Genomic DNA, 14,134 nt, shown 5'->3' on the forward strand with positions numbered 1-14,134 from the left:
GTCGGCGTCAGATGATGCCGCCGCGGTCGTCCAGGAAGTCGCTGTCGCTACGCCCCGTCGCGCCCTTCTTGGCGGGACCGGTCGCGGCCTTCGGCGTCTTGATCGGCTTGATTTCTTCTTCGCGGATCGTCCGGCGCGGTTCGCTTTCGGGCTTGAAAGCCTCCCAGATGATCGCCGCCTTGGGATCGGTGCCCGGCCAGCTTCCATAAACGCGGCGACCCGACTGGCGGTCGATGCGGACCATGCGGATACCCTTGGGCGCCGTGAAGGGCACCGGCGGCGCGTCGGTCAACGCGGCGAGGAAGAAATCCTTGAATATCGGCGCCGCGAAGCTGCCGCCCTGGGCATAGCCGCCCAGACTGCGCGGCTTGTCGAAACCGATATAGACGCCGGCCACGACGTCGGGCGATCCGCCGACGAACCAGACGTCATTCGGGCCGGTGGTCGTCCCGGTCTTGCCGAACAACGGCACGCCAAGATCGCGGAGGCGTACCGCCGTGCCGCGCTGCACCACGCCTTCGAGCATGTGAACCACCTGATAGGCGGTCATCGGATCCATCAACTGCTTGCCGGTAGGCGTAAAGCGCGGCATCGGCTTGCCGTCCCAATCCCGCATGTTGCAGCCGTTGCACGGCTTCCAGTTCTTTGGGAAAATAACCTTGCCGCGGCGATCCTGTGCATAATCGATCAGCCGCGGTTTCAACTCGCGGCCGTGATTGGCGAGCATCGAAAAGGCGTTGGTCATCTTCTCGACCGTCGTCGATCCGGCGCCAAGCGCGGTCGACAGATAGGGTTCGTGCTTGCCGATCCCCATCGTCTGGATCGTCTCGACAATCGGTTCCATGCCGATCTGGCTGGCGGTGCGCACCGTCATCAGGTTGCGCGACTGCTCGAGGCCCCAGCGCATCGTATGCTCGCCAGACCCGCCCGACCCGCCGAAGTTGCGGAAGCATTTGTTGCCGAAGCGCGCACCCTGATAAACGCAAAAGGGCCCGTCGACGATCATCGTCGCAGGGGTCATGCCGTTGTCGAGCGCGGTCGCATACACGAAGGGCTTGATCGTCGATCCCGGCTGGCGTTCGGCCTGCGTCGCACGGTTGAACGGCGACAATTTGACATCGAAGCCGCCCTGCATCGCATAGATGCGACCCGAATGCGGGCTTTCGACGACCATACCGCCTGACACCTCGGGGATGTTCTTCAGCGTATAGAGACCCGGCGCGGTCGCCTTGACCGCGATCAGGTCGCCGGGGCGCATCGCCGAAAAGGCACTACCGCCGGTCTTGCGATAGCCCAGCGCCGCGGCGCCCGCGGGAAGGCGGCCGGTTTCGCCGCTGGCAAAGCCGATTCGCGCCTCGGCGGGGCTTTTCGACAGCACGGCGGCGACCCGCCAATTGTCATAGTCGATGCCGATGAAGCTCGACGCGAGGCGGCTCTGCCACTGGTCGTCGACATCGATCCGCGCGATCGGCCCCGACCAGCCCTTGCCCGCGTCATAGCGCTGAAGACCCTTGCGCAGCGCTGTGGTCGCCGCCGCCTGCATCGTCGGGTCGTAGGCCGTACGGACCCAAAGCCCGCCACCATAGACCGACAGCGGACCATCTTCCGGGCTTTCGCCGAACTGGCCGATCAGTTGCCGCCGCACCTCTTCCATATAATAGCCGCCGGCCTGCGCGACGGCGGTGTTGCCGCTGTTGGTGAGGCCAAGCGGCATCGCCTGCGCGGCGTCGCGCTGCGCGGCCGTTATCCAGCCGTTGCGGAACATTTCCGATAGCACGAAATTGCGGCGCCCCATGGCCTTGGCGGCGTTGCGCGCGCGGCCATAGGTTTCGGGCGCCTTGGGCAGGATCGCGAGGAAGGCCATTTCGTGCAGCGCAAGCTGATCGACATCCTTGTCGAAATAGGCGCGCGCCGCCGCCTGCACGCCAAAGCTGCGACGGCCGAGCGGAATCTCGTTGAGGTACAGCTCGAGAATCTGCTCCTTGCTCAGCGCCGCCTCGATACGCTTGGCAAGAATCGCTTCGCGAATCTTGCGCGTGTAACTGACCTCGTTGGTCAGCAGCAGGTTCTTCGCGACCTGCTGCGTGATCGTCGAAGCGCCGATCGGCCGCCCGCTGTTCGTCAGATTGGTGATAATCGCGCTGACGATGCCGGGATAGTCGATCCCGCCATGTTCGAAGAAGGTCCGATCCTCCGCCGCAAGATAGGCGCGGACAAGCAACTGCGGATATTCGCTATATTCCAGTTGCACCCGCCGTTCGCGCGCATAGCTGTGGACAGGCCTGCCCTCGGCGTCGCGAACCATGGTCGGAAGCGGCGGCTCGTAATCGCGCAGTTGGTCGACCGACGGCAGGTTGCGCGCGAAAACGATCCACAGAAGGACAAGACCAAGCAGCCCGGCACCGGCAAGATAGCTCAGCCGGCGGAACCACCGCCGCGTCCACATCTCGCGAAACCAGGCGATGACGGCATTGCTGTCGCGGCGCAGGCGCAGGCGAAGATGGGACACGGTGTCGGAGGCCATATGGGCAAGCCTCTAAAGCCTGCGCGGCGGAAAGGGAAGCATGGTTGCGGCTGACCGCACATCTCCCCTTCTTCTCGCCGCAGCGGGACTATCGCGCCCGGCCCCGCGCGCTGACCGGCCAGATTGCCACCAACGTGTCGCCTTCGACGACATGATAATGATCATAGAGATTCACCGTGGGGTCGCAGTGCGGCACGGTCAGCGTCACGGGGTCGCCAGGCCCAAGTTGCCGGCCGATCTCCGGCGCGATCAGCGCCGAATGCTCGTCGCCCATGAAGGCAAAGAAAGCCGTCTCGGGCGCTCCGCGCCGCACCACCGCGGCACCGCCGTCGGTCGAGAGCGACTTGAAGCCGGCGTCGATGGTGACGAGCCCGGAATGATTGGCGCTGACGACGCGCGTATCGACCCCCAGCGCGGTTTCGAACGGCACATCGCCCGCACCGGTCAGGTCGCAGTCGAGATATTGCTTGTCCATGAAGACATAGCTGCCCGCCTGCAGTTCGGTGAACAGCCCAAGCTCCAGGTCGATCCTGTGCGTGCCGGTACCCGATCCGGTAATGATCTCGGGCGCGAACCCCGCTCCGGTCAGCGCGGCGATCACACTCTTCAAATGGTCGCTGCGCTCGACAATCGCCGTACGCCGTTCGGCAAAGTCGGCAATATGCTGCTGCGATCCGCAATAATATTGGACGCCGCGCAGCGTCAATCGAGGCAGCGCGGCGATTTTGCGGGCCAGTTCGACCGCAGCGTCCGACGATGCCACGCCGGTTCTGGCGATCCCGGGATCGATGTCGATGATGACATCCAGCACCGCTCCCGCCGCTGCCAGCGCCGCATCGATCCGCTCGGCGACCGCCGGATGATCGACGACCGCCATCAACCCTTCGGCGCGCTTCGCGAGCGCCGCCAGCCGCTGGATCGCCTGCGGCGCGGCGACGGGCGAGGTGATGAGGATGCCTGCGATGCCGCCGTCGGCAAGCGCCTCGGCTTCGCCGATCTTGGCGCAGCACAAGCCACTGGCACCGGCCGCGATCTGGCGTCTGCCGATATCGACGCTCTTGTGCGTCTTGGCATGCGGACGCAGACCGACATCATGTCGCGCGGCCAATGCCGCCATTGCCGCGATATTGCGGTCAAGCGCGCCGAGGTCGAGCACCAGCACCGGCGTATTGAGGTCGGCGCGCGATCCCTGCCGACCGACCAGATGCGCATGCAGGCTCAGGTCGTCGCTCATGAAAACAGGGCCTCCAGATGGGGGTTGAGGAATTTGCCGTGCGGGTCCGCAGCGCGGCGTACGGTGCGATATCGTTCGGCCATCGGATAGAGCGCATCGACATCGTCGCGGGTCAGCGTGTGGCGCTTTGCCCAGTGCGGGCGGCCGCCGTGTGCGCGGAAGATCGCTTCCGCCGCCGAAAAATGCGCGGCCCACGGCATTTTCGCATATTGGTGCATCGAAATCGCGGCGACAGGCCCGGCGTTCATCGGACTCATCCAGATATCGTCGGCGGCGACGGTCCGATATTCGAACGGAAAGGTCACGGGCAGCCGCTTCCTGCGGATCCAGCCGACCACCTCCGAAAGCGCCTCCAGCCCTACAGCGCGTGGCATTTCATATTCCATTTCCTCGAAGCGGATCGTCCGATCCGAAGGAAAGATCGCATGTGCGGGGCCACGGCGATGCCCCTCGAAACCTGTCCTCATCATGCCGCGCTGCAACCAGGGCGTCAGAAAGGGCAGCCTCGCCGCGACATCGAGGACGCGGCGAAAGGCGGTTTCTTCCATGTCGGCGGTCGATTGCGGCGGATCGCACGGGTCACAGGGTTCCAGCGTCTTCAGGATCACATGGTCGGCGTGCGGAAAGAACCAGAATTCGATGTGCCGATGCGCCCCGGCCAGCTCGTCATAGCTTTCGCGCACCTCGTCCCAGCGGCGCTTTTCAATGCGTTCGGCAAGATGAAATGCGGGAACGACGGCGACCTCGATCTCGGTCGCGATACCGAACATTCCAAGCGATAGCCGCTGCGCCTGATAAAGCTCGGGCTCGGCTTCGGCATTGCACCAGCGTGCTTCGCCATCAGCGCCGATCAGGCGAAATCCGCGCGCCATTGTCGCCAGCGACCCAAGGTCCGTACCCGTGCCGTGGGTGCCCGTCGCCATCGCGCCGGCCAGCGACTGCGGATTCACATCGCCCTGGTTGGCCAGCGCGAGCCCTTCGTCCCACAACGCCGCGGTCAGTCTTTTGATGCTCCAACCGGCCGGAATGTGCGCGGTCTGGCGATCGGCGGCGATCGTCATCTCGCCCGCAAGCCGGTCGAGACCCAGAATCAGGTCGTCGGACTGACAGAGCGGCATGAAGCTGTGCCCCGCCCCTGTCGCGCGCACCTTCGCCGCCCCGCGCACCAGCGCGGCCAGTTCGTCCTCGCCCGTCGGCCTCGTGATGTCGGCGGGGGCGGTGACGCTCCCCGACCAGTTGCTCCACGCCATCCCTGTCTCCCGTCGTCGGCACGCTGTCCGGCGACCGGTCGATGGTCAAGGCGATTTAGGCGCTACCGATGCGATCCGGCGCGCGAAATGGACCTGCACGGCGTTTCGCACCCCGCGCGCGACCTTCCGCTGCCCCGCGGCCGATGCCAGAAACTCCGCATCGTCCTTGTTGGAGATAAAGCCCGTTTCGAACAGGATCGAAGGCGTGTCGGGCGCTTTCAGCACCACGAACGAGGCAAAGCGATGCGCGGTGGTACGAAATTTGACGTCGTCCGCCGCTTCGCGCTGAAGCAAGCGCGCGAAATCCGATGCGACATTCATCGTCTCGCGCTGCGTCAGGTCGAGCAGGATCGACGAGACGTCGCTGCTATGCGCGCCAAGGTCCACGCCATTGATGATGTTCGCCTTGTTCTCGCGCGCCGCGAGCCGCGCCGCCTCGCGGTCGGATGCGACTTCGGACAGGGTATAGACCGACGCGCCGCTCGCGGTTTCATTCTCCGCCGCATCGGCGTGGATCGAAATGAACAGGTCGGCCTTCAACCGCCGGGCGATGCCGTACCGCTCCTCAAGCACCAGAAAACGGTCGTCGGAGCGGGTCAGCGCGACGCGCACGCGGCCCGACGCGACCAGGTCGTCGCGGATCGCTCTGGCGAGCGCGAGCGTGATATCCTTCTCGCGCTTGCCGCTATGCGGTGACAGCGCGCCCGGGTCATGCCCGCCATGCCCAGCGTCGATCACGACAAGCGGCAGTCGAGGATTGGCAGGCCCCTCGATCGCGGGGAGCGGCAGCGCGGGCTTCGGCCTGCCGATCGGGACAGTGACGCTGTAGCGCTTTCCGGGCGGTTTCGCGCGGAACCGTGCCGACGGCTGCAGCTCTGTACGCGGCCCCACGGCGGGCGGCCCCATGTCGGCCCTGGGGATATGCCCCACCGCCGGCGCGGGATTGAACGTCAACGCAAGCAGGACGAAAAGCGGGCTCATGGTCCGATTATGCCGTGGCAGCCGAGCGATGGTCCAGCGCTTATTCGAAAGCATGAACACTCCGGCCGCTCGGAAGACTGAACCCCGCGTTAGCCACGGCGCGTCAAGTCGCGGTCAACCGGCAAGGTTAACGGGCAATTCCACATGTTTGTGCGCACACGGAATCTCGCCGGACCACCTTGCAACAATGTGCGCGCTTCCCATCTTTGTTAGGTGGCGGAGGTTGCCGTCGGGTCATGCCGATGCTAGCACCCCCACACTGACGGTGTCCTAACCGGTATCGTCCGGCCTTTTGAGGGGAAAGGCCTGATCCCGCGAATCGCGGATCAAGGCCGCCCCGGTGCCGGACATGCGGGGAAAGACGCACTGCCGTCAGCCCACCCGGATGATCGGGCGGCCACGCGGCGTTTCCAGGAAATGTCGCCGGCCCTTTCCGATCACCCTGAAACAGGTTGATGCCGTATGAGGCTTGCCATGCCCTCTTCTGATCGCGACGCAGGCGCTTTCGCCTCTGCATTCGTCGCGGCGGGGGACCGCATGCGCGTCCAGGACCGGACGCAGGCCACGCGCGGCAATAACGTCATCTTTTCTTTGAGCCTTATCGACCGCAGCCATCCCGTCGGGACGGGCGCGGCCTTTTTGTTTGGCGCGCCGCGGCGCGCCTGGAGTAATAATAATGACCACGCGCATGTTGATCGACGCGCGGCACCGGGAAGAGACCCGGGTCGCCGTCACCAAGGGAAACCGCATCGAGGAGTTTGATTTCGAGTCCGCCGAGCACAAGCAGCTCAAGGGCAATATCTATCTGGCCAAGGTAACCCGCGTCGAACCGTCGCTGCAGGCGGCGTTCGTCGAATATGGCGGCAACCGCCACGGCTTCCTGGCGTTCAGCGAAATCCATCCCGATTACTACCAGATTCCGAAGGAAGATCGCGACGCCCTGCTTCGCGAGGAGGCCGAGCATGCGGCCGCCGCGGCGCAGCGCGCCGAAGACGATCTCGACGAGCTTGAGGGCGATGTCGCCGACGTCGAATATCATGACGACGACAATGGCGACGCGCCGCGTCCGCCCGAAACCGTCGGCGAGGAAAGCGACGACGAAGAACGGGACGACGCCGAAGACAATGGCGGCGACAGCGAAGAGGGCGACGACGAAGGCGGCGAAGAGGCGAAGGACGGTCGCGGCGACCGCCGGCGTCGCGGCAACAAGGGTGGCCGGGGCGGCCGCAAGGGTGGCCGCAACCGCCGGAACGATGACGAAGACGGTGAAAACCGCATGTCGCTGCGTCGTCGCTACAAGATTCAGGACGTCATCCGCCGCCGTCAGGTGATGCTGGTGCAGGTCGTGAAGGAAGAGCGCGGCAACAAGGGCGCCGCGCTGACCACCTATCTGTCGCTCGCCGGCCGCTATTGCGTGCTGATGCCGAATACGATGCACGGCGGCGGAATCAGCCGCAAGATTTCGAACGGCGCCGATCGCCGCAAGCTGAAGGCGATGATCGACGAACTCGCGCTGCCGCCGACGATGGGCTGCATCGTCCGCACCGCGGGGATGAGCCGCACCAAGGTCGAGATCAAACGCGACTTCGACTATCTCGCGCGCCTGTGGGACGAGATTCGCCAAAAGACGCTTGAATCAAGCGCGCCGGCGCTGGTCCATTCGGACAGCGATCTGGTGAAACGCGCGATCCGCGACATCTATCACAAGGATATCGAGGAAGTGCTCGTCGAGGGCGACGAGGGCTACAAGGCCGCGAAACAGTTCATGAAGCTGCTGATGCCCAGCCATGCGCGGCGGGTGAAGCAATATGCCGACCCGGTCTCGCTCTATCAGCGTTACGGCGTCGAGGATCAGCTTGCCGGGATGCTCAATCCCGTCGTCCAGCTGAAATCGGGCGGCTATCTGGTGATCAACCCGACCGAGGCTTTGGTGTCGATCGACATCAACTCGGGCCGTTCGACGCGCGAGCATAATATCGAACAGACCGCGCTCAGCACCAACCTTGAAGCCGCGCATGAAATCGCCCGCCAGCTCCGCCTGCGCGACATGGCCGGGCTGGTCGTGATCGACTTCATCGACATGGATCATGGCTCGAACGTCCGCAAGGTCGAACGCGCCATGAAGGACGCGCTGAAGAACGACCGCGCGCGCATCCAGGTCGGCCGCATCTCGGGCTTCGGCCTGATGGAGATGAGCCGCCAGCGCCTGCGCACCGGCGTGCTCGAAGCTTCGACGCGCCCCTGCCCGCATTGCGAAGGCACCGGCCTCGTCCGCACCGCCAGTTCTGCGGGGCTCAGCGCCCTGCGCCTGATCGAAGAGGAAGCCGCGCGCGGCAAGGGCAGCAAGATCATCCTGCGCGCCAGCCAGGAAGCGACCTTCTACCTCCTCAACGAAAAGCGTCGCGAACTCCGCGAGATCGAGGAACTCTATGGCGTAGACGTCGAAATCCTCCCCGATGGTGAGACCGAAGGTGCGCGGATGGCGATCGAGGTCGGCGGCCCGCCGCCGGTAGCGCGCCGGAGCTTCGCCCCGATCGTCGAGATCGAGGATGAGGAAGAGGATTTCGTCGAAGAGGACGAGGAAGAAAGCGAAGAAGACGCGGTCGAGGAACGGCCCGCGCACCGCGAACGTCAGGACCGTCCGGACGGCGAAGATGGCGAAGGCCGCAAGCGCCGCCGCCGTCGTCGTCGCGGCCGCCGCGGTCGCCGCGACGATGAAGGCAATGAAATCGCCGACAGCGAAGCCCCGGGCGGCGAGGAAGGCGAGACCGCTCAGGATGAGGCGGGCGACGACGCGGATGTCGATGCTCTTGCACCGGTTGCCGCCGAAACCGAAGCCACCGACGAAAAGCCGCGACGGCGTCGCGGCGGCCGGGGCCGCAAGAAGCCCGAAGAGGTCGAAACCGTGGCGGAAGACGTCGCGCCGGTGGCGGAACCCGTTGAGGAACCCGTCGCGGCAGACGCAGAAGCGCCTGTTGCCGAGGAAAAGCCAAAGCGCAAACGCGCGCCGCGCAAGCCCAAGGCAGCCGTTGTAACCGAAACGGCGGAAACGGAAGCCGTCGAGGCGCCCGTCGTGGAGGCTGCACCGGCAGCCGAGCCTGAAGCCGCCAAGCCCGCGCCCAAAAAGCGCGCGAGCCGGGCAAAGAAGGCCGCTGCCGTCGAAGCCGCGCCCGAAGCCGCGACGACAAGCGACCGCGAAACGGTTGCGGCCGATGGCGAAGAGAGTGGCGAAGGCCCCGACGGCGAACCGCGTCGCGGCTGGTGGCAGCGAACTTTCGGCAATTGAACGACTGCCGCTGACCGCAGAAACGACATCCTGACCTTGCGTCCGCGCGCAACGAACCCCAATAAGCCTCCCATGGCTTCACTCGAGGTTCAGGCGCGCGGCGCAAGACAGGTGGCGATGACAGCTTTCGCGCCGCAAAGCGCGTCCCCGACGCGCGGATTTCGTGCGGTTATCCGCATCCTGCTGCCCCTCGTCGCCATGATCGCGATAACGGCGCAGCCGGCGATGGCGCAATCGATCCTGCGCGACGCCGAAACCGAGGCGCTGTTTCAGGACATGATGGATCCGCTGCTCGTTGCGGCGGGGCTTCAGCCGGGACAGGTGCGCGTCCACTTGCTCGGCGACCGCAGCATCAATGCATTTGTCGCTGGCAGTCAGGATATCTATGTGTTCAGCGGCCTGATCGAGGCCGCCGACAGCGCCGAAGAGGTGCAGGGCGTCCTCGCGCACGAGCTTGGCCATGTCATGGGCGGCCATGCCATTCGCGCCAGCGAAGGCATGAAGGCGGCAACCGGCATTTCGCTGCTCAGCCTGTTGCTCGGCGCCGCTGCGATCGCGGCGGGCGGCGGCGACGCCGGCATGGGAATCCTGATGGCGGGCCAGCAGGCCGCGCTCGGCAAATATCTCGCCTTCAGCCGCGTCCAGGAATCGACGGCCGACGCGGCGGGCGCCCAGTATCTGTCGAAAGCCGGAATCAGCGGACGCGGCAGCCTGGCCTTCTTCAAGAAGCTCCAGAATCTCGAATTTCGCTATGGCGTCAAACAGGACGACGATCAGGCTTATGGCCGCACGCACCCGATGTCGGGCGATCGCATCCAGTCGCTCCGTGAAGTCTATGTGATCGATCCCGCGTGGGACAAGCCGGCCGACCCGGCGATCGAGGCGCGCTTCCAGCGCATCAAGGCCAAATTGTCGGGCTATATCGCCGACCCGGCGCGCACCCTGCGCAAATATCCCGAAAGCGACACGAGCATCCCGGCACGCTACGCCCGCGCCTACGCCTGGCATAAGAGCGCCTATCCCGAAAAGGCGCTCGGCGAAGTCCAGGAACTGCTCAAATCCGATCCCCACGATCCCTATTTCCTGGAACTCGAAGGTCAGGTGCTGCTCGAATCGGGGCGGCCGGCGGAAGCGATTCCGCCGCTGCGCGAGGCGGTCGCCAAATCGCGGTCGCAGCCGTTGATTGCCGCGACGCTCGGCCATGCGCTGATCGCGACCGAGGATCAGGCCAATTTCGTCGAAGCCGAAAAGGTCCTGAAGACCGCGGTCGCGCTCGACAACGAGAATCCATTCGCCTGGTACCAACTCGGCATCGTCTATGCGAACAAGGGCGATCAGGCGCGCGCCGCGCTCGCCTCAGCCGAACGTTACAGCCTTGAGGGTGGACAGTCGGGTCTCGCGCTGCGTAATGCCGAAACGGCGATGCAAGGTCTTCCGGAGGGAACGCCCGACTGGATACGGGCCCAGGATATCGCGCTGGTGGCGCGCGCCGAGGTGGAACGCGAGCGCAAACGGCGCTAGATTCACCTGATGAAGCAAGGGACGCATCGCTCGCAAGCGATGGGCAAGGGCGATAAGTGACAGACAAGAAAGACGATTATTACCAGCCGTGGTTACGCGATGCGGCCGGAGCGCCCCGCGCGCCGGCGCGCGACGAGGGGCTGGCAAAGCCGCAGGAAGAACCGCCGGTCGGCATCGATCTCGCGCGGTACAAGGCGGCGGACAGGCCGCGCGAACCGCTCGTCAAGCCAGAGGTCATCAGGGCGGGAGCAGTCAGCCTTCTGGATCGACTACGGGCGGGAGCCGAAGTCTTTGCCGACTGGACGATCGATGTCGGCGAACGCGCCGATATCCCCGCGCGCATCGAAGCGATGGAAATTCCGCGCCGCGCCCGTAGCGTCGCGCGCAAGACCGGCGCCCTGACCGCCCGCGCCGCGCACGCCGTCGGCCGGGAATCGGCCAAGGCAGGACGCGCCGCCACCCGGGCGACGGGCGAGGCGTGGGACAAGATGGCGCTTGGCGACAAGGTCTCGAAACTGTCAAGCGACGCGGGCCGCGGGCTTGGCGAGGTTGCCGGCAAGACGCGCGCCGGCATCGGCCATGCGGCAAGGGCCGGCACCGAAAGCATTCGCGACAGCATCGGCGAGGCCGCGACCAAGCTGCGCCCCGCGGCGCGTCAGGACCTGGCGCCTCCGCCTTCGGGGCTCGATCAGCTACTGGCGCGCGAAGAGGCGGCGGTCGGCAACGCCGACCCCGGCACCGCGACACCCGACCTGCCGCTGTTCGCGAGCGAACCACCCGCCACTGCGGCTCTCGCCCCGACCCCGGCCGCCAAACCTGCGAAGGCCAAGGCCGCAAGCGCAACGCCACCCCCCTCGGTTTCGGGTCCCGCCGACGACGACCGCATGCCGCATCGCCCCGCGAGCGCGCCGCGAGCGCCTGCCTCGTCGGGCGTCCTGCCCGCACCGCTCTGGGCGATCGCGCTCGGCGTCGTCCTGCTGCTCGGCACGGCCTTCTGGCTTGGCGGCCGCTTTGGTGGCGGCATGAGCAAGGGCGAGGTGGAGACGATTGTCGCCGACTATATCCGCGCGCATCCTGAAATCATTCCCGAAGCCTTCGAGGCGCAGCGGAACAAGGAAATGGCAAAGGCCGTCGATCGCGTGCGACCCGCGCTCGAAAAGCCCTACGCCGGCGCGTGGGCAGGCAACGCCGACGGCGATGTGACATTGGTCGTCTTCACCGACTACGCCTGCGGTTTCTGCCGCGCCAGCGTGCCCGACGTCGATCGGCTGATCCGCGAAGACAAGCGCCTCAAGGTCGTGTTCCGCGAATTGCCGATCATTTCGCCGCAAAGCCGCGACGCCGCAATGATGGCGCTCGCTGCCGCGCGGCAAGGCAAATATGATGCCTTCCATCACGCGATGTTCGCGGCGAGTTCGCTCGACCCCTCGGCGATCGCCGCAGCGGCCGAACGCGCGGGCGTCGTCACCGACGGCAGCGCCGATGCGACCGCGAACGAAGCCCTGTTCCAGCGAGAGGTCGACTCGAACCTTGCGCTCGCGACCGAACTGCAATTGAATGCGACCCCGACCTGGGTCGTGGGCGACCAGCTGTTCCAGGGGCAGGTGGGGTACGACGCGCTGCGTCAGGCGATTGCCAAGGCGCGGAAGAAAAGCTGAGGATGGGGCTCGACCCGGCCCAGGCGGCGGTCCAGAGGGGACTTCGGAACCCCGAACTGATGGCGGCCGCACTCGCCCTGTTCGAGGGGCGACTGCACGACGCCGAGCCCGTACTGAAAGCGCATCTGAAGCGCGATCCGTTCGACGTGGCCGCGATCCGCATGCTCGCCGAGCTGGCGGCGCGGATCGAACGCTATCGCGATGCCGAGGCGCTGCTTCGCCGCGCACTGGACCTCGCGCCCGACTTCCTCGCGGCGCGATCCAACCTCGCGACCGTTCTGCATCGTCAGGGCCGGTCGGGCGAAGCCATAGACGAGCTGGACAAGCTGCAACAGGCCGACCCCGGCAACCTGACCAATGCCAATCTGAAAGCTGCGGCGCTGGGCAGGGTCGGCGAATTCGACGAAGCGCTCGAACTGTACGAACAGGTGCTCCAGAGCTTTGGCAAGCAGCCGAAAATCTGGATGTCCTATGGTCATATGCTGAAAACCGTCGGCCGCCAGGCCGATGCCGTCGCCGCCTACCGCAAGGCGCTCGACCTCAACCCCGCGCTCGGCGAAGTGTGGTGGAGTCTGGCGAACCTGAAAACGCTGCAATTCGCCGACGACGACCTGTCGGCGATGCAGGCGGCGATCGACCGCAGCGATATCTCGGCCGAAGATCGCTTCCACCTGCATTTCGCGCTCGGCAAGGCGCACGAGGACCGGCGGCAGGCCGAAACCGCCTTTTCGCATTATGATCGGGGCAATGCGCTGCGAAAGGCGCTGCTCGACTATGACGCGGACCAGACGCGCGCGGCGGTCGATCACGCCCGGTCGCTCTACACGCCCGATTTTTTCGCGACGCGCGCCGGCCATGGCGCCCATGTTCCCGATCCCATATTCATCGTCGGAATGCCGCGCGCGGGATCGACGCTGATCGAGCAGATCCTGTCGAGCCATTCGCTGATTGAAGGCACGATGGAATTGCCCGACATTCCCAAGCTATACGCAAAAGTGCGGTCCAAGGGCGGCATCGCCAGCCTTTCTGCCGCCGAAGTGCGCGAACTTGGCGAGCAATATCTGCGCGACACGCAGGTCCAGCGCAAAAGCGACAAGCCCTTCTACATCGACAAGTTGCCCAACAACTGGCTGCACGTCGGGTTTATCCGCCTGATCCTGCCGCAGGCGCGCATCATCGACGCGCGGCGCCATCCGATGGATTGCTGCTTCTCCAACTTCAAACAGCATTTCGCGCGCGGGCAGGCGTTCAGCTACAGCCTCTCCGACATGGGGCGCTATTACGCTGATTATGTCGATCTGATGGATCATTTCGACACCGTCCTGCCGGGCCATGTTCACCGCGTCTTCCACGAACGGGTGATCGAGGACCTGGAGACCGAGATCCGGGCCATGCTCGCGTATCTTGGCCTGCCGTTCGAACAGGCCTGCCTCGATTTTCACGCCAACGACCGTGCAGTCCGTACCGCCAGTTCCGAACAGGTGCGCCGGCCGATCAATCGCGATGGCGTGGGCCAATGGCGCGCGATGGAGCCCTGGTTGCAACCGCTCGTCGAGGCTTTGGGCCCCGCCCTGACGCAATATCCCGCGCGCCCCTGATCCGAATGTTGCAATTTTGTCATACTTGCCGCGAAACTGCGGCGGAGAGCCGCTGATCGCGCGGGTCCCGATTGACGAAGGC

8 protein-coding genes and 1 pseudogene are annotated in these 14,134 nt (G+C 65.4%); 4 read left to right on the plus strand and 5 right to left on the minus strand.

The features are described from left to right. Positions 1-7 precede the first annotated feature (7 nt). The 5 genes and pseudogenes from JNM03_RS18790 to JNM03_RS18810 form a co-directional block, all read right to left on the minus strand. On the minus strand, positions 8-2,524 hold the full coding sequence (locus JNM03_RS18790) for a transglycosylase domain-containing protein (protein ID WP_294039010.1): 2,517 nt from the start codon (positions 2,522-2,524) through the stop codon (positions 8-10). A gap of 88 nt (positions 2,525-2,612) precedes the next feature. Next, positions 2,613-3,758: a DSD1 family PLP-dependent enzyme gene (locus JNM03_RS18795; protein ID WP_294039012.1), complete on the minus strand. Its 1,146-nt coding sequence runs from the start codon at positions 3,756-3,758 to the stop codon at positions 2,613-2,615. Beyond that, positions 3,755-5,008, minus strand: coding sequence for a D-arabinono-1,4-lactone oxidase (locus tag JNM03_RS18800; RefSeq protein ID WP_294039014.1), 1,254 nt, complete (start codon positions 5,006-5,008; stop codon positions 3,755-3,757). The genes JNM03_RS18795 and JNM03_RS18800 overlap by 4 nt, the downstream gene beginning before the upstream one ends. Before the next feature lie 45 nt (positions 5,009-5,053). After that, positions 5,054-5,857 (minus strand): annotated as a pseudogene (locus tag JNM03_RS18805) (N-acetylmuramoyl-L-alanine amidase); the annotation flags it as partial. Positions 5,858-6,361: 504 nt separating this feature from the next. Further along, entirely contained in the window at positions 6,362-6,679 is a 318-nt protein-coding gene (locus JNM03_RS18810) for a hypothetical protein (RefSeq protein WP_294039019.1), read from the minus strand. On the opposite strand from JNM03_RS18810, the gene JNM03_RS18815 reads away from it, so the two are divergent. The 4 genes from JNM03_RS18815 (at position 6,666) to JNM03_RS18830 (ending at position 14,052) form a co-directional block, all read left to right on the plus strand. After that, positions 6,666-9,275, plus strand: coding sequence for a ribonuclease E/G (locus tag JNM03_RS18815; RefSeq protein WP_294039021.1), 2,610 nt, complete (start codon positions 6,666-6,668; stop codon positions 9,273-9,275). The genes JNM03_RS18810 and JNM03_RS18815 overlap by 14 nt on opposite strands. 117 nt (positions 9,276-9,392) lie before the next feature. After that, complete coding sequence (locus JNM03_RS18820; protein ID WP_294039081.1) at positions 9,393-10,796, plus strand: M48 family metalloprotease; 1,404 nt, start codon at positions 9,393-9,395, stop codon at positions 10,794-10,796. A gap of 56 nt (positions 10,797-10,852) precedes the next feature. Next, positions 10,853-12,454 carry a thioredoxin domain-containing protein gene (locus JNM03_RS18825; protein WP_294039023.1) on the plus strand — a complete coding sequence of 534 codons (1,602 nt, stop codon included), beginning with the start codon at positions 10,853-10,855 and terminating at the stop codon, positions 12,452-12,454. Positions 12,455-12,456: 2 nt separating this feature from the next. After that, positions 12,457-14,052, plus strand: coding sequence for a tetratricopeptide repeat-containing sulfotransferase family protein (locus tag JNM03_RS18830; RefSeq protein ID WP_294039024.1), 1,596 nt, complete (start codon positions 12,457-12,459; stop codon positions 14,050-14,052). Positions 14,053-14,134: the final 82 nt, after the last annotated feature.

This window comes from Sphingopyxis sp. (assembly GCF_016793825.1).
In the GTDB taxonomy this organism is placed as follows: Bacteria; Pseudomonadota; Alphaproteobacteria; order Sphingomonadales; family Sphingomonadaceae; genus Sphingopyxis.